Consider the following 21,491-nt stretch of genomic DNA (forward strand, 5'->3'; position numbering starts at 1 on the left):
CTCACCCCGCATTGACAGGGTGAGAGTTAAGCATCGTGCGAAGAACGCGGGCGATCTGGTGCTTCCGAAGATCAAAGGCGCGCTGAAGCGCTTCTTCATCCTCGGTCAAGGTGGCTTCAACGTCGAAACCATCCCAGATTTCTACAATTTCGTCCTCTGTCTTGCCGGTCGCCATGGCTTCGTCCAGTTCAGACAGAAAAGCCTCAAGGTCGAATGCTTCGTCATCGTCAATGACATGAGCGTCCTCAATGGGTTCCTGTTCGGGCGCTGCGATAGCCGGCGAAGGCGGGGACGGTGGGCTAGGCGGCGACGGAGGTGTGACGTTTACTGGTTCATCGCTCCCGGCAATCTCGTTTGCTTCGAATTCGTCGGTAATGCCACCAAGAACATCTGCAAAAAGTTCGCGCAGGCAGTAACCGGCAGCGCGCCAAGCAAGCATACGCTTCGGATAACGGAACCAAGGCGCATCGTTCGGGACTTCCTTGAATTCTCCATAAACTTTGCGCCTAACCATTTTGCGGTCATCCCACAGGCCGGCAGACCGAGCATCAGCTTCAGAAAACTCAACGCGCTTTTCTTCCCCGCTGTCTGCTCGCTTGGCTTCACACCATCCGCATTTTCGGGCTTCATCATATCCGGTGCGAATATAAGCAGCCTTACGGGATCGGCGGGCAACATTGATGATGCCATCACCATATAGCGCAGGGCGTCCGCCGATAACGGTAAAGCTGCGAAGGGCTACCATTGGCGGCAGGCCAAGTTCGGCACCAGCCATCACGGCGATAGCCACGGCGCTTACAGCTTCTTCGCCTTCCTTCTTGCCGACAAGCGCTTGCGGTGCCAGACCAGCACGAACGACCATCGTTGATACGCGCCACATTTCTTCGATGCTGCGTGGAATGATTGCGCCAACCTGCGCTCCGGCCATGAAGGCCGGAACATTTGACGGGCGCGATTGCATTTCGATGACAGCGCTCATTATGCAGCCCTCTGTTCTTCAAAGCGCTCGACGCCAGCAACCTCGACACCTGCGCGAACAGCACGGTTGGCAAGCTGCTCGACAAGAGCTTTCATTTCGGGGTGGTCTTTCAGGGCGACCAATGCCTTGTCGTAATCAACGATCCGGGCAGAGACGAACGTGCGAAGGCTCACCTTTGCGCCAGTGCGACCGGCGTGAGCATTTGTAGCCTGCGCGGCCTTTTCACGCTCGGCAGCTTCTGCCTTTAGCTGTTCGGCTTCGGCCATGGCCGTTTCGTCGTTGCCTTGCTCTGCTTCGCGGGCGCGTTCCTCAGCCTCTCGGCGCAGGCGGTCGGCTTCCTCTTGCTCCTTACGGCGGCGCTCGTTTTCAAGGCGCTGCTGCTCGATCAGGAATGCGTCCATATGGCGCTTGAGCTTCTTGGATAGGTCGGTCGGTTCTTCCTTGAGGTCGCGCCATTTGTCATCGACAGCGCGGCCCGCGTCCAAATGAGGCTGCTTTTCGACCTTGTGCAGGTCTGTCGCCTTCTTGGCGATCCCGGCTAGCTTCTTCGACCAAACCGCCGCCCTATCGGCCTGCTCCTGAGTGGTGATAGGCGTTTTCAGGAAGGTATCGGCCAATTCCTTCTCGGCCTGGAATTCTAGCTTAAGAGCTTCGTGGGGATCATCCGGCAGATTATGACCGATAGACGCGACGGGCGCGTCATCATCCCAACCTTTGCCATCGACGGACTTGCGATATGCCGCCTCGGAAACAGGGAAACGGCAAACCCATGACCAGAGGTCAATCGGGTCGCCCATCTTGTCGCCAATTTTTGCAACAAGCTGGCCGTCCTGTTCCCAGATTGCGACCGGTAGCCAAGGCCCATCCTTGCCGTTGCGCTTGCGGTAAAAACCGGGCTGCGCATCGCCTTCGTGAACAGGCAGGCCCTTCCCGATCTGTTCAGGATTAGCAAGCGCGGCGGTCCAGTATTCGTATGTATGCGTCATGCTGCAATTCCTTCCTGTTCCTGTAGAAGGTCGGTTAGTTCGAAAAGCTTTTCAGCGAGATAGCGGCGGGTCGGTACATGCGGATCGGTCTTGAGCCGATGCTCAATTTCAGCGATCAGCCGCCTGACCTCGGTTTCGGTGAGGTGGTCCGGCATCACATGAACTCCTCAAGCATTTCCGCGAAGATGCGCAGGGCTGCGTCACCCTTGAGGGCTGTTTTGTGAGCGCCTTCTATCGTCGCGCCAAAGCGGGACTGAAACATGCGGCATTGCAGCTTGAAGAAGACAATATCGTCGTCGCCGCGAGCCTGTTTTATTTCCAGAACGTCTGAAAGGTAGCGGGGCTTCTTGACAGAGCTCGTCAACCCGGAAAGGGCATTGGCAAAGTCGGTATGTGTAAGTTGAACCGCAATGTTCATTTGGAAACTCCCAACTCGTTTGTTGAGATAACCGTACAAAACGTACGAACGGCAGTCAAGTACAAAATGTACGATAATAGTGCAAAATGTACGATTATTTTTGACACCAGCCCGCGCCGTGGTCATCATGAGGGGAATCAACAGGGTTACAGAAAATGAAGATTCATCATGATGCTCATCGAGAAATGGTTCGCCTTTTCCAAGAAGGTGCGAGTATGCGAGAGATCGGAATTTCGTTCTCAGTGTCGCGCCAGCGCGTCTCTCAGATTGTCAGAAGAGCCGGGGTGAAGGACGCGAGAACTCGTTATGAGGCGCGCCGAAGGCTGGAATCCTTGCGACTACACCAGGAGAAACTGGCAAAAAGAGACGTGACGGCACTGGAGCTATTTGGCTGCACTGCCGAGCAGCATGAAGAACTTTTAGAGATTGGGCGCTCAATGATGAAGGGAGGGGCATCAATCGGCCAAACCCCTACACGCGCTTGGCAGGCCCAACGCCAAAAGGCGAGAGTTCGAAATATTGAATGGGAGTTATCCCTATGGGATTGGTGGATGGTCTGGAAGTGGTCTGGCAAGTGGGATATGCGTGGGCGCGGTACTGGCTACATGATGTGCCGCTTCGGAGATGCCGGACCTTATTCGTTAGATAATATCTATATAGCGACCGGCTCACATAATGCGGCTTTAAGAAAGTACCTTCGAGACAAAGCCCAAAATATGGGGTGATTCCACTCGGCATTTATCGCGAGGAAATCAGTATTTTTTTCATATAAAACAAAGGTTTGCTAGAGCGATTCCGCTTAAAGGAAATCAGCAATGAAAAACCCCGACGAAGCAGGACTTGTAGCAAGCATATTCACATGTTTGTTGCGCGTCATGCTTGCAAACGCAGAATTCAGCATGCATACTTTGCATCGACCAAAGCAAGCATGAGGTGCGAAAATGGATGATGATAAGACGCCACAGAGCCTCGGCGGTGAGGCAAGGGCGGCAAAACTAACAAGCGAGGAGCGCCGCGATATCGCAATTCGCGCAGCAAAAGAACGATGGGCGAAAATCAAGGACCCGAACCGTATCCCCGAGGCAGAAAGCGACGGCATACTTTGGATTGGCGATGTTGCCCTAGACGTTTACCGACTTGATGATGAGCGGCGTGTTATCAGCAAGAAGGCAATGGCAGCTGCACTTGGATTGAAGTCTGAAGGTGGGAACGCTTTCATGCGGACCATGTCTCGGAAAGGTATACGATCCGTTTTCAGCGAAAAACTAATAAAAAAGATCGAAAATCCTATTTATTTCAAGCCCTTAAAGGGGGATTTAGCAGACGGATACGATGTCGAGGACCTGATAGAAATTTGCGATGCGCTGATTGACGCTAGAAACAGGCTCGCGCTTCATTCGTCTCAAGAGTTCTTGGGAAAACAGGCAGAGATCATTGTGCGGTCCGCTGCAAAGATCGGCATTATCGCACTTGTTGATGAAGCGGTTGGGTATGTCGATAAGCGCAAAGATGAGTATAGGCAGCTATTCGATACTTTTGTACGAAATGAATTTAGGCAATGGGAACAAGAGTTCCCGCCCAGTTTTTTCGATATGATTTACAGGCTCCATGGCCTGAAGCGCCACAGCCCAGATAGCAATAAGCACCCACAGTTTTTCGGCCATTTCATAAGGAAATACATTTATTACCCACTGGCAAATAGCCGGGGAGCCATCCTTGAAAAGCTCGATGAGAAAAACCCTGTCGTGTACGAGAATGGTGGAAGACGGCACAAACTTTTTCAGTTCTTAAGTGACGAAATTGGGATTAACGCTTTTCGTCAGCATCTATGGAAGACTATCGGTATAGGAGAAGGCGCTAAGGACAGGGGCGCATTTGATAGAAGCTTCTACCGTGCATTCCCCCAAGCCGTTCCGATAAATCATCAGTGGGATATATTTGACGAAATTGAGAAGTAGTTTCTTGTCATTAAGGGGGACGCGCAAAAGCGCGCCCCTATTCGCACTTAATACGTTCCCAATCTTCCGGCGATAGCGCCGCTTTCAAAACTGTCTATATGTTCACTCCGAAATCAGCCACAACATCTAGCGGCGGCAAAATGCCGTTTTAGCAGATGCAAATGAAAAACCCCGCCGAAGCGGGGTTTTAGTGTCCTAACTAGGAGTGGATGCCGATCCTTTCTCCTAAGCTAAGGCATGGTGATTTTGTGTGTTAGTCATATCGCGGTCCCGAGCGAACCTGTAGACGAGCTGAAACTCTTTTCTCGGGTCTGAAGCAATCTCCTGCATAACTTGGGAGAATTTCCACGAGTTCCCAGGCCATCTGTGAAAAATTGCAACAATACCGCTGGCTACGGCCCGATGAAACTTATCGCGTAAATCAGGTCTATGCTCGCCCAACTCTTCTATCGTGTCGAACATATTTTTTGCCTTTTCTCTAGACCCATTCCCCTTTGCAGGATTCCGGCGCGAGTGGGCAACCGAGCTAGTAATGTGTGCGCACCCTGTTTTGTCAGGCAATACTTCAGAAAAGAACGCGAGAAATTCAGCTGCTTCGAGCGGAAGAGCTGGATCATCAACGATCTCTTCCATCAAAGTGTAATATGTGCGCATGGCTTTGTTGGCCGTGCGCAAATCAAATGCTCGCCGTTTTGCCTTCAAAGAAGCCAGATGCAAAGCCATTGCAGCACCAGCCGTTGCGCTGGCAATCGAAACGATAACCAAAGTAGCATCAACGTTTAGCATTGGCATTTCTCCGCTTTTCAAGCGCCCTATGCGCCTTGGCTCGCGCCCTTTGACCGTGTGTTATTTCGGTCTTCTCGACGTCTAATTCAGCCAGCCGCTGGTTGTGTGCATTGTCCATATAACCGTTAGCGAAGTAAAGTAAATAGATTGTGGCTGGAATCCCAGCTGCGACAATCGGACCGGCATCCAGGGCGTAGAGGATGCAGGCGATTATCATGGCGAGGCATGCAAGAGCTTCTTTAGGGTGCCCCTTCACCGCCTCGAACACTGATTTAGTCCAGTCGAGATTGTTCAAATTATGTTTCCGGAGAGCAATCCGGTCCTCCCGCAATGATTCTACGGGTGGTAACATGATTCTTGGTCGCCTTTGCAACCTTCGGTTATAGGAATGAAAGAGGCGGCGCGCCGTCAGGACGGAGTAGCGCTGAACAGTGTTTTAGGCGTCGACCATCCCCCATTGATCTTCATTTAAGAAATGTTCTTGTTTCGTTCTCATATCTGAGTCATCCTGTCGCACATAACAAGCGTACAGGGAGTAAGAGTATGAGCATGCAAACGCAGTATGTGGTGCAGGCATATAGCAAGGCACCCAAGGGCAAAATCAATGCCGATGCGCCATTTCTGGCGAAAGATGTAAGCCATGCGCGCCGGATCGCGGAAAAGCTGGCATCAATCAAACCCGCAGTCGTTGCCTTTGTGAGCAAGGGCGATGCCGATACCGGCGATTATGAAGAACCGAAGCTCATCTATGCACATGGTGACAGATTGCCGCCTGAAGTGGCGGAAATGGAAAAGATATAGGCGGGAGGAATGAATGATTAAATTCGTAACCATTCAGCCGGGTAAGGAAGGTGACAGGCTGGAGCTTTTGCGAGTTGCCACGCTGAATGGTGGCCTTCTTACCGCAATGAGAAAGGCTGAGTTCAAAGCCAACGAGTTAGCTGAAACTATGGCTTCACTTTATGGTGGTCAGTGGTCAGTCCAGATTGATCATCAGGCTGAGTTTGTTCTTGTTCGTCGCCATTCACGCGAATTGCGTTCATAATGACGCTCATCACGACAAGTATGTCTTGATCGTTAAGCCCTTTGATGCGGCGCAACATGGCTTCTATCTGTGTTGCCCCGCTAATTTTATCTTCGGGTGATCCACCTTCACCAAAAAGTATCCAACCGGGATCAACGCCGAACAATTCACCGTATTTTTCGGCTGCTTTGCGCGAGATTGGACGATTTCCGTTCTCGTTGCTTATCAGAGTGTTCTTATTGATCTCTTTGAGCACGCGTGCGGCATCACTCGGGGTTTCAAACCCGGCTTTAATGCGCGCTTCTTTCAAACGGTCTTTCGGTTCCATTCGTACATTATGACTTAGTATTGTCGTTCATAGTGTACGATTTATGTTGCATTGCTGTCGTACGTTATGTACGATGCAGCCATGATGAACACGCCAGACACTATTACCGACCTGATTGATAGCTGGGGCAAAATTTCCGATTTCGCCCGGGATGTTGGCTGCGGATACGAAGCGGCGAGGCAGATGCGACGGCGCGACAGTATCGCTCCTGAGCATTGGGATAAGGTTGTTTCAGCGTGTTCAAAGCGAGGATTAAAGGGCGTCACGTATGTGTGGCTCGCCTCGCATCGATCCCGCAAAGAGGTCCGAGCCTCTACGCGACAACCGCAACCTTCAACCCTATCAGGAACAGTGTAATGAGCGACGATATCACATCGGAAGCGCAGACGATTGCCGTTGGCCAGCTTCGGGCTTTCATTGAACGTTACGAGCGCCTTGAAGAAGAAAAGAAAACTATCAGCGATGACCAGAAAGAAATCATTGCTGAACTGAAGGGCAGCGGTTTCGACGCTAAAGCCTTCAAGGAAATCATTCGCCTTCGCAAGAAGGAAGACCATGAGCGTCAGGAAGAAGAAGCGATACTTCAGCTTTACATGGACGCTTTGGGGATGTCGTAAGCCATGTCTGCGACCGTTTTTCCAACCCATGACGGAACATTTATTGCCTCTTGCCGTAAGACCGGCAGGAGCGCGAGCGGTCGCACGCATGAACATGCATTGCAGAATTTCCATTCGTTGGTGAACTCCTCCCACACTGACGAAGAAAGCCGCGCCACCTTCAATAAGCGTGGCGCGGCTCCCTTTTCGAGCGAGGGGCGGCGATGAGGAACAAGCCTCGCTCAATCTCCAATTCAAGAACCCGTCGAGCGTCCTTTGTGTCGCGATCTTTTCCGTTCGCCCGGATATTCGACGGTAGCGGGTGCCTCCGGGCGAAGCGCAGCGTTCAAGGCAGAGATACCTGGAACAACCTCTTCGTTGCGCGTTTCGGCACCCGCGCCTTTTTCGTTTCGGGCAATCGCTGCTTTTCGTGCGTTCTGCAAAACGCGCCATGCGGCATGCCCGATGTGCTCCAAATCTCAACTCCTGCTCTCGTTTTGTCTCAGGCTCTCTTTGCTGTCCTGAAACGTAGCTGGAGAGCTTTGCAATGTCCGACAAAGGTTTTGAAGGATTTGACAAAATGAGTGTCGAGTTTGTCAGCAGCGCCAGAGGGATGAGTGATTTCATCCTTCAAAGCACCTACCGGGGGCCGGGTGATACCGTTGACGCTGCCATGCACCGGGCTGAGCGCATGTATGGCGCTCCGGCATCTTGGATGCATCGCCTCCGCTATCGATCGATCAAAGATATGCCTGTTTCCGCATATGCGGCCATCGCTCGCGCCTACAAAGCGGCGCTTGAAGCATCAGAAAGAGCCTATGCGGCTGAGAGGGAACTAGCCCATGCGCGCAATTCGAAACTTCTTGGCATCGCGGATGCTCTGGCTGGAACGCCTTTTGCAAGCAGCGTGGCGGAAATTGCGCCAGTACTGGTTGAGACTGGTTCAACGAAAGAAGGACGAAAAGACCTTCCCGACACGAATAGAGAAGGGTGAACGATGAACCCTTTTCTCGCCGCCATTCTCTCAACTCTCCTGACAATCCTGCTGGTCTGTTTGATCGGCTTGCTCATTGCGGCGAGGTTCTCATGACGGCCGTTACTCGTCCTGTTCTTCGTTGGCATGGTGGCAAGTGGATGCTTGCACCATGGATTATTTCACACTTTCCAAAGCATCGCGTCTACGTCGAGCCGTTCGGCGGCGCGGGATCTGTGCTGATGCGTAAAGAGCGCAGCTATGCAGAGGTCTGGAATGATCTGGACGAACATGTCGTCAATCTATTTCGTGTCCTGCGCTCTGACGATGCGGCACGACTGGTTGAGCAGCTCAGACTTACGCCGTTTGCTTCAACGGAATTCAGCAACGCTTATGAACCTACAGATTGCGCGCTGGAGAAAGCGCGTCGGCTCGTTATTCGCAGCTTCATGGGCTTTGGATCAAATAGCCATGCGCAGCCGAGTGGCTTCCGTTCAAACAGCAATCGTTCAGGCACTTCGCCAGCGCATGATTGGGTTAATTATCCTGATGCACTGCTCAAGACGATTGAGCGACTAAAAGGCGTTGTCATCCTGAATCGTGACGGCAAAGACGTTATGCAGGCTCACGATGGCGTGGACACTCTGCATTATGTCGATCCACCCTACATGTTCGATACAAGAACGGATGCGAAAGACGATTATTCCCATGAGTTGAGCAATGACGACCACGAGCATCTGCTTAAGGTGCTATGCGGGCTTGAAGGGATGGTTGTTCTTTCCGGTTATCCGTCTCAGGTCTACGACGACTTTTTGCCAGATTGGCGCCGAATAGAGCGTGCCGCATTTGCAGATGGTGCCAGAGAGCGAACCGAAGTGCTGTGGATCAACCCCCACTGCGCGGCAAAGCTCGATGCACTGTCTATGCCTCTATTCGCCCGCAAGGCAGAAGGCGAGGTGGCATGAGAATGTCAGCCGCAGAATTTCACCAGACAGCCCGCCGCAACAAGTACGGCGCGAAGAAAACCACGCTCGACGGCATCACCTTCGATAGCAAGGCAGAAGCTCGCTTCTACGCTGAGCTTAAACAGCGCGAGAAGGCCGGAGAAGTCGGCGGGGTGGAGCTACAGCGTCCATTCGTCATCCTCGGGCCTAAGGGTGAACTCATCACCACTTACAGGGCAGATTTTGCCTTCTGGGATTTCGAGGAAGACCGCTTCCGCGTGATCGACGTGAAGGGTGTTGAAACACCTGTATTCCGCCTCAAGCGCAAGCTGGTGAAGTCATTCCTTGGTATTGATGTGGAGGTAGTGAAATGAGCCGCTGGGTCCGCATTCAATCCGACATTCTTGACCATCCAATGTTCGCCAATGCTGAGCGCTCAGAAAGCGATGCTTGGATATGGCTTATCACGCATGCCGCATGGTCTCCGACGCTACATCGCATAGGTACTGACACTGTCAGGGTCGCCGTGGGCGAGATGTTCGTTACACTCCGAGGCTTAGCAAAAGAGTGGAATTGGAAATCCGACAAGCGCGTCCGGACATTCCTAAAAGCCCTCGAAAACAACGGAATGATCGTGACAAAAACGGACGCAGGAAAGACGCACGTAATTATTTGTAATTACTCGAAATATCAGGAAGCAGGACGCACTCAGGACGCAGAGCGGACGCAAGACGGACGCACTAAATACACCAATACACCAAATACATCTTCACTTCGTTCAGATGTTGACGCGCAAGTGCGCTCAACTCCGAAGCAGGATTTCGTTTCTGAACTTTCTGAGCTGCTTGATGCCGAAACTATCGAAGCCATCATCGATCACCGGAAGAAAAAGCGCGCCCCGATCACAGCCAAGGCCGGAAAGCTCATGGCAAGGGAGCTGCGTAAGTGCGCCAACCCACGGGAAGCCGCCGACATGATGATCCTTCATGGCTGGCAAGGCATCAAGGCCGAGTGGATCGAAAACCGAAAAGTCAACCACCGCAAGGAGCCTCCTCCAAAGCCCATGACCCACACAGATGTTTGGGCCATTGCGTTGCGCGAAAAAGGAATTCTACCCGATGAACCAGATAGCCACGAACCAGACTTACTCGATGCTGGTGACCGACACGGATATCGAGAAGGCAATGTACACCCTCTCAGGATTGCCGGGACGCGGACCTACTGACCAGAAGTTGACGAGGGCGGTCTACATGATGGCCTTGCGTGGCGTCACTCGGCACAGCTTGGAAATGGCTGTGCAGAACTTCATCACCGGACATTCGCATTGCGAGCATTCGTTCATGCCCGCACCGCCAGAACTTCGGCGCGAGTGCGAGCGCGTAATGAAGCCGATCCTCGACAGCCTGACCTATACCCGCGAAGTGGAGAAAGCGAAGGTGGCGACAGCCGAGCATCGCCGCAATTCATCGAAGCGAGACAATACCGCAGGCCGAGATGTGCTGGCGGTTGGGATTGATCATCTCACATGGGTTTCGAGAGCGAAACACGATTATCCAACTGGGTCGCTCTGGGTAGCAAAAACAGCAACGGTCTACGGACCCGTCAAACAAGTAGGGAAGGCCGCATAATGAACATCTTCAACAAAATTGTAATTGATCAGACGAAGAAAGAAATCACCCTCGGTAACCCCCTGATGGATGAAATAGCGATTAGCCGTCGCCAAAGCCATTTCGCGGCGTTGCGTGGCGGCGACGGTTTCAGACAGCTGAAAGCTTCACCTAAGACTGACGCACAGGGCCTCACACGCGGGAAGCGCAAGCGTCTGGCCCGTCTCAAGGCTTTCTTTCCAGATCAGTACGAAAAGGCAATGGCCAAAATTCGTGCACTCAATGAGGAGTCCGCGTGATGTTCGCCGCAGCCTATTCACGAAACACTGACAGAGCAGCCAAGGCGCTGATTGCCAAACGCAACGCTGATCGCATTGAAGCGGAGAGAGAACGCAAGGAGCAATTGCTCCTTGAGGCCAAGCGCCGCGAACAAGAGCGAAAAGAAGCCGAGCGCAAACGGCAGGAAATCTATCGCAACATCATCGCATCATATCGCGAAGTAGGGATTCGAAATGCTGAAACTCGCCTATCGATCAGGGATATTATTTCCGATGCGGTGGCGGGATCGTCCTTTACACATGACGATGTTGTAGGCGCACGCCGAACGCGCTCCATGAGCAATATCCGTCATTTCGCTGTCCTGTCAGCATGGGCCTTCCGCCCTGATATGAGCTTGCCAGCAATCGGCCGGCATTTTGGTGGTCGCGATCACACGACAATTCTTCATTCGGTGAACCTGTTCGGTTTTGAGAGCAGGGAGCAAGCAGCGGCCTTCATTTCACTTCATGGCAGAGAGGCGACCATGGCCCGCCTTTCCAAACAAGCGGCATAGGAGAGGGCGATGAGGCTCGTAATAGCAATAGGAATGCTGATGATCTTGATCTGGGCGATGCGCACGCCCCCGGAGGAAATAGGCGGTTTCGCTGGCAAGGTCATCCACGGCTTCGAACAGGCACGGCAATAACCCCAGTCAGCGAGGAACGGACATGGCGGCACAAGGCAGACTTCAACGCAGACAGTCGCCCGTTATGGAAAGCGGGAAACTGGCTGATATGGTGATGGATCTGGAGTGGTATGCGATCAGGACGCCGCCACAGAAGGAATTTGTTGCTCAGGAAATCCTTACACAGCGTGGTGTGGTCACATTCTGCCCGGCAGACAAGCGATGGCGCCGACAAAACCGCTACACCAAGGAAAAACAGCTTATCTCGTACCCGATGGTTGTCCGGTATGTCTTCGCTGGTTTCGTTCCAGGTGTCCCGGCGTGGTTCAATCTCTTCCAGCTTCCATGCATTCAGGGCTGCGTAGGCATCAACGGTAAACCGATGAAGCTCGATCATGCTGCCATGGAAGGTTTGCTTCGCCGCTATCCAAACGGCATTCAGCGCCCGAAGGAAGAGAAGTACATGCGCACCCATGCCGAATATAAGGCTGGAGATCTGGTACGCATCTGCGATGGCCCGTTCGATGGCATGATTGTCCCGGTGCATGAACTAAAGGGCAGGGACGCTTATGTTTTCATGGACCTGTTCGGCGCCCAGCATAAGATCAAGATTGATGCTGGTTTACTTGAAGCAGCTTGACAGGTAACTGCAAAGCAGTTAAAAATTCTGCACAGGACGACCAAGGACCCCTGCGCTATAGGCGTATACCTTGACCCAGAGAGGCCAAACGGCTTCTTGCGCATGGTGGCTTGTGTCTGATTTTCAGCGGCTTTCGGGCCGCTTTGTTGTTTTAGGCGAGCCGATGTTCACCGCATTTTTAGCGGCCTTCACATTGCTGATCTGTGTGCCTGTGGCGTATCTTTGCCTTAAGCTGCCAATGCCAACCTTGTTTAAGTTCGTGTATCTGGCGGTGATCGCATTAGTGGCAGGGCTTACGATCATTTTGGGCAGGCATTTAGGCTAAGTGGTGTTGGCTTCGGGGCTGATTTTTCATTGACCAGCCCGTTTGGTTACCCCAATCTTCTCTCTAAAAGGAGAGAGGACATGGGGAAAGCACTTATTCCGGCGATTATAGCGGGGATTTTCTTATCCGGTTGCGGCGTGAGCGCATCGACCTACGCGACAGGGCAGCAAGCATTAAAGGGAAGTCCGGCAGTAAAGAGCGATTTCATCCGCACTTGCACGCAGAGAATACGCAGTAAGCCGTTTAAGACGCGTCAAGGAATAGCGAAAATAGCGAATACGTCGGTATCATCCGCCCCAAGGGTGTACTGCACCAGATTGACGAATGGCATGGCGTCTGGACGCCTCACACATGCCGATATCAATGCTGCTTCACGTGGGCAGGTAACCCCGAACATAGTCAAAGTCCTACAGGGGCGGTAGACATAAGCGGGTGCAAGTAGCAGGCGACCGAATGTCCAACCGGTTGCCGGGAGGTGCAAATCCTCCCACAGCGCCAGACACGGAAGGTTGGCAGAGCGGCTTATTGCAGCGGGTTGCTAACTCGTCGGACGGCAACGTCCCGTAGGTTCAAATCCTACACCTTCCGCCAAATCGGGTTTGGACCTTTGACGCTCCCGAATGGAGGCATCAGTTCGACGGACTGGTTAGCTGACCTGTAGATAAGCGCAAGGTGACGGGTGGAGAGAGTGCCACACAGAATTAAAACGGGATGGCTTCATCCTGCGGCATAGACCGGAGTTTCAAGAAGTCATCGCGGTCAAAGATGCCGTACTTTTCTATCCAGACCTTCAAGTCGAAGGTTGCGTGTCTGACGAAATCCTGAGCGGTTTCCATCTCGGTGAACTCATATGGCCGTGATGTGCCGTCTTCGAGAAGTTCCAATACTTTGATCTGATACATTGCTGCCCTCCTGTTTTCATCAGGATAGCGCATCATCAAATATGTGATCAACAATCAGCCCCGCCACCGCGCGGGGTTTTCTGTTTGGAGCGTTCAGATGGCATTATGTTATCTAAGGCTTTCCGTTGATACGAATGGATTGCATGAAGTGTTATCTTCGCTTTCCGATATTTGGGATCGATTTCCCGAATTTCGCGATGGCCTCCTCGGCCTTCTCAATTCCGGCGAAGAACTTTTCGCTATTGATGATGAAATCAGAACCGCACCCAGGACAGGTGACATTGTCGTTGGATTTAAGCCAGCCGATAGTCTGCTCGATCTGATTTCCACATTTAGGGCAAGTCACCCCGATTGTCTGGTTTTCAAACATGATAAGCCTCCCGCTGACAATTCAGCACAGTCAGAGCGCAAATTTCAATAGCCTTCATAGGGAGCGACACTCCTTTCACTAGCCCACCGGGCGGCTAGACCATGGCTTTCACTCGCGGGTGTAGAACTCAACACTGGTCGCTCCGGGGTGAGAACCCTGCATATCACGGTGTGAAGTGGGCAAGCCCGGAAGATACCAACAGAGGATCGGATATGGCCGAAGAAATGACAGACGCCGAACGGCTCTATTATGTGCTTAGGCATGGATACGTGAATGTCGCGATTGGCACGGATGTTTGCTTGGTAGCTCACAGAGACGGCCAGATGTCCGATGCGCAGTTAGACGCGGCCATCGCCCTTATCGATGACAAGATCAGATCGGAGCGCCGCTGGGGTGCAACAATCGATGAAGTTGCCGACTTCGCCCGCCTATACAAGTCAGCCAAGCAAAGGGGCCTGATATGAACCGCAGACGCTTCCTTTCCTTCCTCGGCTTCGCTCCTGTAGCTGCTGCCGTTCCTGCAATGGCGCTGCCAAGGCCGGAGAAGCCGACCGAGATTGATAAGCTGGAAGTCACAATAACCGTTGGGCCTAATCATGATGCGGAAGTGAACCGGCTCGTTCGTGAAAAGGTAAAGGAAATCGTTCGGCTTGACCCTTACCGAGTAAGAGCAACGAAGGACTTACACGAGCGCATCGAGGCTGGCCTTCTCATCCGAGAGGCAGGCAATCTGCACTATTCGGTAACGCTCTAATGCCCAAGCCCATCCAGTTCATGCAAGCCACATGGGAAGACATACTCGGATCACGGCACCTCCACCGTGCGGCGGTACTGCGCGGGAACATGGATATAGCCGATGAAATCCGGGAGACCATGCATAGCTGTCTAGACGCCTACCTAGATCACCAGACAGAGGCAGCAGTAGCAGCAGAGCTAAAGGCGAAGGGGTAGAGGCATGGCCTATTGTCTGGAAAACACGATGAAGGATGTCGGCATCACAAAGCCGGATAGTACATCCGTTATCACCGTGTCAGTGACGACGACGCCAGACCAGCAAGGCTTTCAGTCAGCAATCATAGTTACCGAGCAAGCAACCTACCAATACACCTACACAGATGGGCGCTTTGTCCTTTGTTGAGAGACGCGCTGAAGGATTAGAGGATGGTTCGACTAACTGGAAATCGCCGGTATCGCGTAGACACAGATGGCAAGATAGTCCTTCAAGTGCAGACACGTAGATACTTCAGCACTGGCCGTGGTCTCCTGCCGATGCCAAATGAAGAACCGGCATGGCGTGACGCCATAGTTGAAGACCTGACTGAGCATGTAGAGAACGCGCTAAACTTCGTACCAGATTGCACGAGGCCGAATGGCTAAGCTCCGCACCCTCAAGCCTCTCGTATCCACGATGAAGCCAAGGATCAGCGATGGCCGATAGGCGAAGGTCACACAGGTCAGACCGAGATACAGCGCAGCCTTATAGGCAATGGTACAAGACAGCGAGATGGCAGAAGCTACGTTGGTCCATCCTCGTCCGTGACCTGTTCACCTGCCAGATGTGCGGCGTGATCCTGAGAGAAGGTAGATCGGAAAAGGGCGCAACCGGGCTAAGACCCGCAGTATGCGACCATCTGATACCGCACAAGGGTGATGAGGCTCTGTTCTTCTCACCCTCTAACCTATGGGCAGTATGTGATAGCTGCCACGATGGAGCATGTCAGTCTATCGAGCGCCTTCACTATCGAAGCCCTGACTTGATCAGACGCAAGAAGATAGAGCATCGCATCGTCGGACTGGATGGATACCCAACCGCGCCAAAAGATCGATGGGTTGATATAAACCTTCATATCTGACCGCTGGCAAGCGTTTGGTTTGATTGGATGTATCGCATAATAAAACTAGCAAATCGCTCTCTGTGGCTTGATATGAGGCAAACAGCATGGGGCGGGGGCGGTGAAAAGTCTGGATCGCGTTCGGCTGTAGACCCGCGTGCCAGGCATTTACACGCATCTGCAATTCAAAAAAAGGCAAAGGGCTGAAATGGCACGACCGCGAACGCCGACTGCAAAAGCGGCGCTGACCGGCGCTGACAAGGTAAACCCTGGACGGTTTAAGCCCCGCAGCGAGCCAATCACGTCAGGGAGAGGTCTGGGGAAAGCCCCGGATTACCTGCCAAAGACGGCCAAGAAAGCGTGGGCCACGTTTGCAGACGAATTGCCGTGGCTGACCTTCGAGGATCGGGGCGCGGTGGAAATCGTCTCATTGATGAGAGCGCATATTATGGACGGGAATACCGCTGAACTTCCTGCCAGCTTCTTCGGGAATTACCGCATGGCGCTTTCCTCACTTGGTGCAACGCCAGTGGACAGAACGAAGGTTTACCAGCCTCACGAGGGCGAGGAAGACGATCCATTCGCAGAATTTGACGGTAGGGCGCATTGAACTATTCGCAGAAGGCGCATCAGTACGCTCGCGGCGTGGTTTCGGGCGCAATACCGGCTTGCAAGTATGTCTATCAGGCATGTGCAAGACAGTTGAACGATCTGGATAACCCGCCAGCAGGGTATCATTTCGATGCTGTTCGGGCTGATCGGGTATGCCGGTTTGTCGAGCTTTGCCCACATATCAAGGGGCCTGCCGCATCCCGTGGCGATCTCATGATACTGGAGCCGTGGCAGGTATTCGTCCTGAGCACGGCATTCGGCTGGGTTGATGCAGATGGTAATAGGCGGTTTCGTCGGGTGTATGTCGAGGTTCCCAGAGGTAACGGCAAGTCGTCGTTCTCGTCCCCGGTGGGTCTTTACATGCTGGCGCTGGATGGCGAAGCCGGTGCAGAAGTCTATTCGGCGGCCACAACCCGCGATCAGGCCCGTATCGTATTCCGTGATGCGCAAGCCATGGCTCGCAAGATGCCAGGATACCGCAATCGCTTCAGTGTGGACGTGACGGCGCAAGCAATTGTGCAGTTGAAATCCTCCAGTGCTTTCAAGGCGCTGTCGGCAGAAGGCCACACGCTGGATGGTCTGAATATCCATCTGGCGATTGTGGACGAGCTTCACGCTCACAAGAACCGCGATGTCTACGACGTACTGGAAACCGGCCTTGGCAAGCGTCCTCAGTCGATGCTCTGGATGATCACCACGGCGGGCAGCAACAAGCATGGCATCTGCTACGAGGTGCGCAAGTTCGTCCTTGATGTTCTGGCCGGTCACGTCAGCGGAGAGGCTGCCGAAGCCGTATTCGGGATCATTTACACGATTGATGAGGGTGATGATCCCTTTTCAGAGGAGACTTTGCGCAAGGCCAACCCGAATTGGGGCGTGTCGGTCGATCCAAAAATCGTGATGCAGACGGCAGGCAAGGCGCGTCAGGTTGCGACGGCGAGGGCGAATTACCTCACCAAGCATCTGAATGTCTGGGTTGATGCCAATTCGGCGCTGTTCGACACCGAGTGGTGGAGGAAATGCGAGGATCGGTCGCTGGATGAGGCTGATTTTACCGAAGATGAATGTGTCATCGGCCTTGATCTCGCCAGCAAGATCGACATTGCGGCTCGTGTGAATACATACCGCAGGTTGATAAACGGGAAGGCGCATTACTATATTTTCCCTCGTTTTTACCTACCACGGGTTGCAATAGACGAAGATCGTCATCCGATGTATCGCGGCTGGGAGATGCAGGGCGATATCACCGCGACAGCCGGTGAGACAATCGACTTCGGAGTGATCGAAGACGATATCAGGGCGGAAGCACCCGGCTTGAACTTGCAGGCGGTTGCTACTGATCCTTGGCAGGCCCAGCAGATGATCCAGAACCTCAAGCGGGACGGAATGCCAGCGGAGGAATACCGGCAGACAGTGGCAACCATGAGCGAGGCGACAAAGACGCTTGATGCACTCATGCGCGAAGGCCGCATCCATCATACCGGCAATGCAGTGATGAACTGGATGATTGGCAACGTGGTCGGGCATTACGACGCGAAAGAGAACGTCTATCCGCGCAAGGAAATGCCACAGAACAAGATCGACGGAGCGGTGGCGCTCATTATGTCCCTCGGTTGGTTCATCCAGCAAGAGGCTGATGAAGGCCCATCCATTTACGAAACTCGCGGAATATTGGTGGTTTGATGGACATTCTGAACATATTCCGCCGTAAGCCGCAGGCGACTGCGCCGCAGGTTCATGCCCAGTCGGACGGACAGTTTATCGGGTTCGATGATCCGCGCTTCAAGGAGTGGATGCGCAACGGCGGTGATGGCGTGGCTTCACCGATGTCGATCAAGGAGGCGATGCGGAATACTGCGGTGTTTCGGTGCGTATCCTTGATTTCGTATTCTATTGGCATGCTACCGATGCATGTCATTGATACCGAGACGAAAGAGAAGGCCCGCGAAAGCGGGCTTTTTTCATTGCTGCACTCAATGCCGAATGACTGGCAGACGGCCTTCAATTTCAGGCAGTATATGCAGCGGAATGCACTCGTCCATGGCAATGCCTATGCCCTTATCGTCAGGTCAATGGACCGGGTTATCCGCTTGGTGCCACTCGATCCGACAACGATCCGCGTAAAGCAGAACCGGGATTGGTCTGTTGAGTACGAATATACGCCGAAACAGGGCGAGCTTCGTATTCTAAAGCCGAAAGACGTTCTGCATGTGTATGCGGATAGTGATGATGGGATTTCGGGCACGTCGATGGTGAAGATTGCGGCTAACGCAATCGATCTGGCGCGCGAACTGGAAACGTCACAGCGCAGGCTATTCAAGAACGATATGCACCTCGGTGGCGCATTGCTTCATCCCAATAAGCTGTCTCCTGAGGCTTATGAGCGCCTAAAAGCGTCGATGAATGAGCAGTACGGCGGTTCGGAAAACGCCGGAAAGTGGATGATTGCCGAAGAAGGCATGAAGCCTGAGCCGTTCACCGGCAGCGCCAAGGACAGCCAGCAGATTGAAAGCCGATCCATGCAGATCGAGGAGATTGGCCGCGCCTTTGGTGTGCCGCGTCCATTCCTTGGCGTGGACGATACAAGCTGGGGTTCAGGTATCGACGTTCTGGGCCAGATATTCGTTCGGTACGCGCTTAATCCGTGGTTCACGGCCTGGGAGCAGGCAATCAAACGATCCTGCATGACCGACAAAGAGCGCGAACAATACGAAGTCAAATTCAACGCTGGCGCTCTGTTGCGCGGCTCGATGAAAGATCAGGCTGACTTCTTCGCCAAGGCGCTCGGTTCTGGCGGGCATCAGCCATGGATGGATTACGAGGAGGTTCGCGAAACGATGGACCTACCTGAGAAAGACATTGCGCCTAACCCACTAGCGCAGAAAGGTAATGGCAATGAGCCTCAAAACCCTGCCTGAGATTAAGGCCGAGCGCCTGCCGACGATCTGCGCTTTCGAGCCGGATGCGGACGCTATTGACCGTTGGAATGCGGGTGTTCAGGCATCGCAGACCGCTGAGAACACAATCACCATCCTTGATGTGATCGGTGAGGACTATTGGTCGGGCGGTGGCGTCACGTCGAAACGGGTTGCAGCGGCACTTCGGGCCATCGGCAACAATGAAATCTTTGTCGATATCAACTCTCCCGGTGGCGACTTCTTCGAAGGCGTGGCGATCTACAATCTTTTGCGCGCTCACCCGGCGAAAGTCACGGTACGCATTCTCGGCATGGCCGCTTCTGCTGCATCTGTCATCGCAATGGCAGGTGACGAAGTCCTGATCGGCAAAGCAGGGTTCATCATGGTGCACAACGCCTGGGTTGTGGCTATGGGCAACCGCCACGATCTGGCCGAGGCAGCGAAGACGATGGAACCATTCGATGACGCGATGGCAACGCTTTATTCGGAGCGTGCCAACGTCAAGAAGGCAAAGGCCGCCGAATGGATGGACGCCGAGACATGGTTCAACGGCGAACAGGCCATAGAGGCCGGTCTCGCAGACAGTTATCTAGCTGCCGATCAGGTCAAAGAAGACAAGACCAAGGCAGACGCCAACCAGTCGATCAATGCGGTGCGCCGCGTTGACGCTTTATTGGCGAAGACAGGTATTCCTCGGACGGAACGCCGTGCGCTTCTGTCAGGGGTCAAAGACGGCATGCCGGACGCTGCCGTTCACAGCAAGCACGACGCTGCTGATCTGAAAGCCGACATTGAGCGGCTTATCTCCACACTCAGGTCATAACAGGAGGTTTCCCATGACCAAGCATTTCAACTCGCGCAAGGTGCGCGGGATCGTGGCTGTGCGCGCTGAAACTGGCGATATCAAGGCTGCAATCGACGGTGTGAACCGTGCCTTTGAAGAGTTCAAGGCCGAACACAAGAAGGAACTGGAAGACGTTCGCAAGGACATTGTACAGGCTGAGAAGGTTGACCGCATCAACGATGATCTTGGCAAAATGTCCAAGGCCATTGACGAACTGAACGTTAAGATGGCTCTCGGCAATGTCCCCGGCAAGGAAGGCGACACAGAAACCGCCGAAATGAAGGAATACAAGGCCGACTTTAACGAGTGGGTTCGTACCGGCGAAGGCGAGGGCAAAATCCGCTCGGCGAACAAGTCGGGCGTCATGGCGTCCATGTCTGTCGGCTCCAACCCAGACGGCGGATATACTGCTCCGGTGGAATGGGATCGCCAGATTACCGACAAGCTGGCTCTTGTTTCCCCGATGCGCCGTTTCGCTTCGATCCAGAACGTTCGCGGTCAGGGCTTCAAGCACCTGTACAACATGCATGGTGCCGGTTCGGGCTGGGTGGGTGAAACTGCCGCACGGCCACAGACGAACACGCCACAGTTTGCCGAGTATGCGTTCAAGTTCGGTGAAATCTATGCCAATCCGGGCGTGACGCAAATCCTTCTGGAAGACAGCGAAATCGACATTGCGGCCTATCTGGCTGGCGAAGTTGATCTGGAGTTCGCCCAGCAGGAAGGCGTTGCGTTCCTCTCTGGTGACGGCGTGAACAAGCCGAAGGGCGTGTTGATGTTCGATGCCACGGCAGAGGCAGCGCTCCCGGCAGCGGAGCGTCACCCGCTCGGCCCCGTGCTCGAAGTCAATACAGGCGATGCCGCTGCGCTCACGTCTGATGGCCTGATTGATCTGGTTTATGGCATTCCTTCGGAGCGCGTTACCCAGGCATCGGCCTTCTACACTAACCGCAAGACCCATGCCATCATCCGCAAGATGAAGGACGGTCAGGACAATTATCTGTGGCAACCGCCTTATCAGGCCGGACAGCCTGCCCAGATTTTGGGCTATGCGGTTAATGAGTTGTCGGGCATGCCGGATGTGGCCGCAGACGCCATCCCGGTCATCTTCGGTGACATGGCGCAGGGTTATCGCATCTTTGATCGCCTCGGCGTTCAGGTTCTCCGCGATCCATACACCAACAAACCTTACGTGATGTTCTACACCCGCAAGCGTGTAGGCGGTGGCCTCTGGAACCCAGAGTTCATCCGTTACCACCGCGTGGCCGTTAATCCGTAATAGGTTGGCTTTGCAGTCGGGCGGTTCACGCCGCCCGATCACCAAATTCAACCGGAGCAAGACCGATGAAATTCATCAAGCCATTCAAGGGCGCGACGGGTGGAAGCCCATACCCGACAGATTTCAACATTGGCGACGAATGCCCAGAGAACCTTATTCGGGCAGCGACCGAGGCCGGTGCTATCGAAGTCGAACGCCCGAAAGCCAAGAAATCGGACAAGGAATAA

General features: G+C 53.5%; 32 protein-coding genes, 1 tRNA gene and 1 pseudogene. 24 read left to right on the top strand and 10 right to left on the bottom strand.

The window, feature by feature from the left end; genetic code table 11:
* Position 1 precedes the first annotated feature (1 nt).
* From FJQ48_RS15140 to FJQ48_RS15150, 4 genes are read right to left on the bottom strand one after another with little or no spacing between them, the layout of a single operon-like run.
* Positions 2-979: a hypothetical protein gene (locus FJQ48_RS15140; RefSeq protein ID WP_247870392.1), complete on the bottom strand. Its 978-nt coding sequence runs from the start codon at positions 977-979 to the stop codon at positions 2-4.
* Entirely contained in the window at positions 979-1,965 is a 987-nt protein-coding gene (locus FJQ48_RS15145) for a hypothetical protein (RefSeq protein WP_139975811.1), read from the bottom strand. Before FJQ48_RS15145 ends, FJQ48_RS15140 begins: the two co-directional genes overlap by 1 nt.
* Positions 1,962-2,120: a hypothetical protein gene (locus FJQ48_RS22440; protein WP_022570412.1), complete on the bottom strand. Its 159-nt coding sequence runs from the start codon at positions 2,118-2,120 to the stop codon at positions 1,962-1,964. The genes FJQ48_RS15145 and FJQ48_RS22440 overlap by 4 nt, the downstream gene beginning before the upstream one ends.
* Positions 2,120-2,383 carry a hypothetical protein gene (locus tag FJQ48_RS15150; protein ID WP_139975812.1) on the bottom strand — a complete coding sequence of 88 codons (264 nt, stop codon included), beginning with the start codon at positions 2,381-2,383 and terminating at the stop codon, positions 2,120-2,122. Before FJQ48_RS15150 ends, FJQ48_RS22440 begins: the two co-directional genes overlap by 1 nt.
* Positions 2,384-2,538: 155 nt before the next feature.
* Here FJQ48_RS15150 and FJQ48_RS15155 point away from each other — a divergent pair, with 155 nt between their 5' ends.
* Positions 2,539-3,108, top strand: coding sequence for a hypothetical protein (locus FJQ48_RS15155; RefSeq protein ID WP_139975813.1), 570 nt, complete (start codon positions 2,539-2,541; stop codon positions 3,106-3,108).
* Positions 3,109-3,324: 216 nt separating this feature from the next.
* On the top strand, positions 3,325-4,341 hold the full coding sequence (locus tag FJQ48_RS15160; protein ID WP_139975814.1) for a P63C domain-containing protein: 1,017 nt from the start codon (positions 3,325-3,327) through the stop codon (positions 4,339-4,341).
* A gap of 225 nt (positions 4,342-4,566) precedes the next feature.
* Here the strand turns inward: FJQ48_RS15160 and FJQ48_RS15165 are convergent, their stop codons facing one another.
* Positions 4,567-5,127 carry a hypothetical protein gene (locus FJQ48_RS15165; RefSeq protein WP_139975815.1) on the bottom strand — a complete coding sequence of 187 codons (561 nt, stop codon included), beginning with the start codon at positions 5,125-5,127 and terminating at the stop codon, positions 4,567-4,569.
* On the bottom strand, positions 5,114-5,422 hold the full coding sequence (locus FJQ48_RS15170) for a hypothetical protein (RefSeq protein ID WP_139975816.1): 309 nt from the start codon (positions 5,420-5,422) through the stop codon (positions 5,114-5,116). The genes FJQ48_RS15165 and FJQ48_RS15170 overlap by 14 nt, the downstream gene beginning before the upstream one ends.
* Before the next feature lie 248 nt (positions 5,423-5,670).
* Between FJQ48_RS15170 and FJQ48_RS15175 the strand changes: the two genes are divergently transcribed.
* The gene (locus tag FJQ48_RS15175) at positions 5,671-5,928 is read left to right on the top strand and encodes a hypothetical protein (protein WP_063621019.1); all 258 of its coding nucleotides are present in this window, start codon (positions 5,671-5,673) and stop codon (positions 5,926-5,928) included.
* A gap of 344 nt (positions 5,929-6,272) precedes the next feature.
* Here the strand turns inward: FJQ48_RS15175 and FJQ48_RS15180 are convergent.
* Positions 6,273-6,479 (bottom strand): annotated as a pseudogene (locus FJQ48_RS15180) (peptidase S24); the annotation flags it as partial.
* A 356-nt stretch (positions 6,480-6,835) separates the two neighbouring features.
* On the opposite strand from FJQ48_RS15180, the gene FJQ48_RS15190 reads away from it, so the two are divergent.
* Complete coding sequence (locus tag FJQ48_RS15190; RefSeq protein ID WP_139975817.1) at positions 6,836-7,096, top strand: DUF2312 domain-containing protein; 261 nt, start codon at positions 6,836-6,838, stop codon at positions 7,094-7,096.
* Between the two features lie 233 nt (positions 7,097-7,329).
* On the opposite strand, the gene FJQ48_RS15195 is transcribed toward FJQ48_RS15190, so the two are convergent.
* Positions 7,330-7,551, bottom strand: a complete 222-nt coding sequence (locus FJQ48_RS15195; protein ID WP_139975818.1) for a hypothetical protein — start codon at positions 7,549-7,551, stop codon at positions 7,330-7,332.
* 71 nt (positions 7,552-7,622) lie between these two features.
* Between FJQ48_RS15195 and FJQ48_RS15200 the strand changes: the two genes are divergently transcribed.
* From FJQ48_RS15200 to FJQ48_RS15245, 11 genes are all read left to right on the top strand, one after another.
* Positions 7,623-8,069, top strand: coding sequence for a hypothetical protein (locus FJQ48_RS15200; protein ID WP_139975819.1), 447 nt, complete (start codon positions 7,623-7,625; stop codon positions 8,067-8,069).
* A 92-nt stretch (positions 8,070-8,161) separates the two neighbouring features.
* Entirely contained in the window at positions 8,162-9,013 is an 852-nt protein-coding gene (locus FJQ48_RS15205; protein WP_139975820.1) for a DNA adenine methylase, read from the top strand.
* Positions 9,010-9,366, top strand: coding sequence for a DUF1064 domain-containing protein (locus FJQ48_RS15210; protein ID WP_139975821.1), 357 nt, complete (start codon positions 9,010-9,012; stop codon positions 9,364-9,366). Before FJQ48_RS15205 ends, FJQ48_RS15210 begins: the two co-directional genes overlap by 4 nt.
* Positions 9,363-10,217 (top strand): hypothetical protein, encoded by an 855-nt coding sequence (locus FJQ48_RS15215; RefSeq protein WP_139975822.1) that lies wholly within the window; start codon positions 9,363-9,365, stop codon positions 10,215-10,217. The genes FJQ48_RS15210 and FJQ48_RS15215 overlap by 4 nt, the downstream gene beginning before the upstream one ends.
* A 25-nt stretch (positions 10,218-10,242) precedes the next feature.
* A complete protein-coding gene (locus tag FJQ48_RS15220) occupies positions 10,243-10,620 on the top strand; it encodes a hypothetical protein (protein ID WP_139975823.1) in 378 nt (125 codons plus the stop codon).
* Positions 10,620-10,898: a hypothetical protein gene (locus FJQ48_RS15225; protein ID WP_139975824.1), complete on the top strand. Its 279-nt coding sequence runs from the start codon at positions 10,620-10,622 to the stop codon at positions 10,896-10,898. The genes FJQ48_RS15220 and FJQ48_RS15225 overlap by 1 nt, the downstream gene beginning before the upstream one ends.
* Entirely contained in the window at positions 10,898-11,431 is a 534-nt protein-coding gene (locus FJQ48_RS15230; protein ID WP_247870411.1) for a helix-turn-helix domain-containing protein, read from the top strand. Before FJQ48_RS15225 ends, FJQ48_RS15230 begins: the two co-directional genes overlap by 1 nt.
* A 9-nt stretch (positions 11,432-11,440) precedes the next feature.
* Positions 11,441-11,563 carry a hypothetical protein gene (locus FJQ48_RS22860; RefSeq protein ID WP_282183550.1) on the top strand — a complete coding sequence of 41 codons (123 nt, stop codon included), beginning with the start codon at positions 11,441-11,443 and terminating at the stop codon, positions 11,561-11,563.
* 22 nt (positions 11,564-11,585) lie between these two features.
* The gene (locus FJQ48_RS15235) at positions 11,586-12,182 is read left to right on the top strand and encodes a transcription termination/antitermination NusG family protein (RefSeq protein WP_139975826.1); all 597 of its coding nucleotides are present in this window, start codon (positions 11,586-11,588) and stop codon (positions 12,180-12,182) included.
* Between the two features lie 112 nt (positions 12,183-12,294).
* Positions 12,295-12,507: a hypothetical protein gene (locus FJQ48_RS15240; protein ID WP_180350218.1), complete on the top strand. Its 213-nt coding sequence runs from the start codon at positions 12,295-12,297 to the stop codon at positions 12,505-12,507.
* 503 nt (positions 12,508-13,010) lie between these two features.
* Positions 13,011-13,098, top strand: a tRNA-Ser gene (locus tag FJQ48_RS15245).
* Positions 13,099-13,208: 110 nt separating this feature from the next.
* On the opposite strand, the gene FJQ48_RS15250 is transcribed toward FJQ48_RS15245, so the two are convergent.
* Positions 13,209-13,409 (bottom strand): hypothetical protein, encoded by a 201-nt coding sequence (locus tag FJQ48_RS15250; RefSeq protein WP_139975828.1) that lies wholly within the window; start codon positions 13,407-13,409, stop codon positions 13,209-13,211.
* Positions 13,410-13,560: 151 nt separating this feature from the next.
* Positions 13,561-13,779: a YnfU family zinc-binding protein gene (locus tag FJQ48_RS15255; RefSeq protein ID WP_139975829.1), complete on the bottom strand. Its 219-nt coding sequence runs from the start codon at positions 13,777-13,779 to the stop codon at positions 13,561-13,563.
* A gap of 212 nt (positions 13,780-13,991) precedes the next feature.
* On the opposite strand from FJQ48_RS15255, the gene FJQ48_RS15260 reads away from it, so the two are divergent.
* The 9 genes from FJQ48_RS15260 (at position 13,992) to FJQ48_RS22445 (ending at position 21,491) form a co-directional block, all read left to right on the top strand.
* Positions 13,992-14,243: a hypothetical protein gene (locus FJQ48_RS15260; RefSeq protein WP_139975830.1), complete on the top strand. Its 252-nt coding sequence runs from the start codon at positions 13,992-13,994 to the stop codon at positions 14,241-14,243.
* The gene (locus FJQ48_RS15265) at positions 14,240-14,533 is read left to right on the top strand and encodes a hypothetical protein (RefSeq protein WP_139975831.1); all 294 of its coding nucleotides are present in this window, start codon (positions 14,240-14,242) and stop codon (positions 14,531-14,533) included. The genes FJQ48_RS15260 and FJQ48_RS15265 overlap by 4 nt, the downstream gene beginning before the upstream one ends.
* Positions 14,534-14,734: 201 nt before the next feature.
* Positions 14,735-14,917, top strand: coding sequence for a hypothetical protein (locus FJQ48_RS15270; RefSeq protein ID WP_139975832.1), 183 nt, complete (start codon positions 14,735-14,737; stop codon positions 14,915-14,917).
* Between the two features lie 902 nt (positions 14,918-15,819).
* Positions 15,820-16,221 carry a hypothetical protein gene (locus tag FJQ48_RS15280; RefSeq protein ID WP_036586388.1) on the top strand — a complete coding sequence of 134 codons (402 nt, stop codon included), beginning with the start codon at positions 15,820-15,822 and terminating at the stop codon, positions 16,219-16,221.
* The gene (locus tag FJQ48_RS15285) at positions 16,218-17,906 is read left to right on the top strand and encodes a terminase TerL endonuclease subunit (protein ID WP_139975833.1); all 1,689 of its coding nucleotides are present in this window, start codon (positions 16,218-16,220) and stop codon (positions 17,904-17,906) included. Before FJQ48_RS15280 ends, FJQ48_RS15285 begins: the two co-directional genes overlap by 4 nt.
* The gene (locus tag FJQ48_RS15290) at positions 17,906-19,141 is read left to right on the top strand and encodes a phage portal protein (protein ID WP_139975834.1); all 1,236 of its coding nucleotides are present in this window, start codon (positions 17,906-17,908) and stop codon (positions 19,139-19,141) included. Before FJQ48_RS15285 ends, FJQ48_RS15290 begins: the two co-directional genes overlap by 1 nt.
* Positions 19,119-19,964, top strand: coding sequence for a head maturation protease, ClpP-related (locus FJQ48_RS15295; RefSeq protein WP_139975835.1), 846 nt, complete (start codon positions 19,119-19,121; stop codon positions 19,962-19,964). Before FJQ48_RS15290 ends, FJQ48_RS15295 begins: the two co-directional genes overlap by 23 nt.
* A gap of 13 nt (positions 19,965-19,977) precedes the next feature.
* The gene (locus FJQ48_RS15300) at positions 19,978-21,264 is read left to right on the top strand and encodes a phage major capsid protein (RefSeq protein ID WP_139975836.1); all 1,287 of its coding nucleotides are present in this window, start codon (positions 19,978-19,980) and stop codon (positions 21,262-21,264) included.
* 65 nt (positions 21,265-21,329) lie between these two features.
* Positions 21,330-21,491 (top strand): hypothetical protein, encoded by a 162-nt coding sequence (locus tag FJQ48_RS22445; protein WP_176588419.1) that lies wholly within the window; start codon positions 21,330-21,332, stop codon positions 21,489-21,491.

The sequence above is a fragment of the Ochrobactrum sp. CGA5 genome (assembly GCF_006345815.1).
Lineage (GTDB): Bacteria > Pseudomonadota > Alphaproteobacteria > Rhizobiales > Rhizobiaceae > Brucella.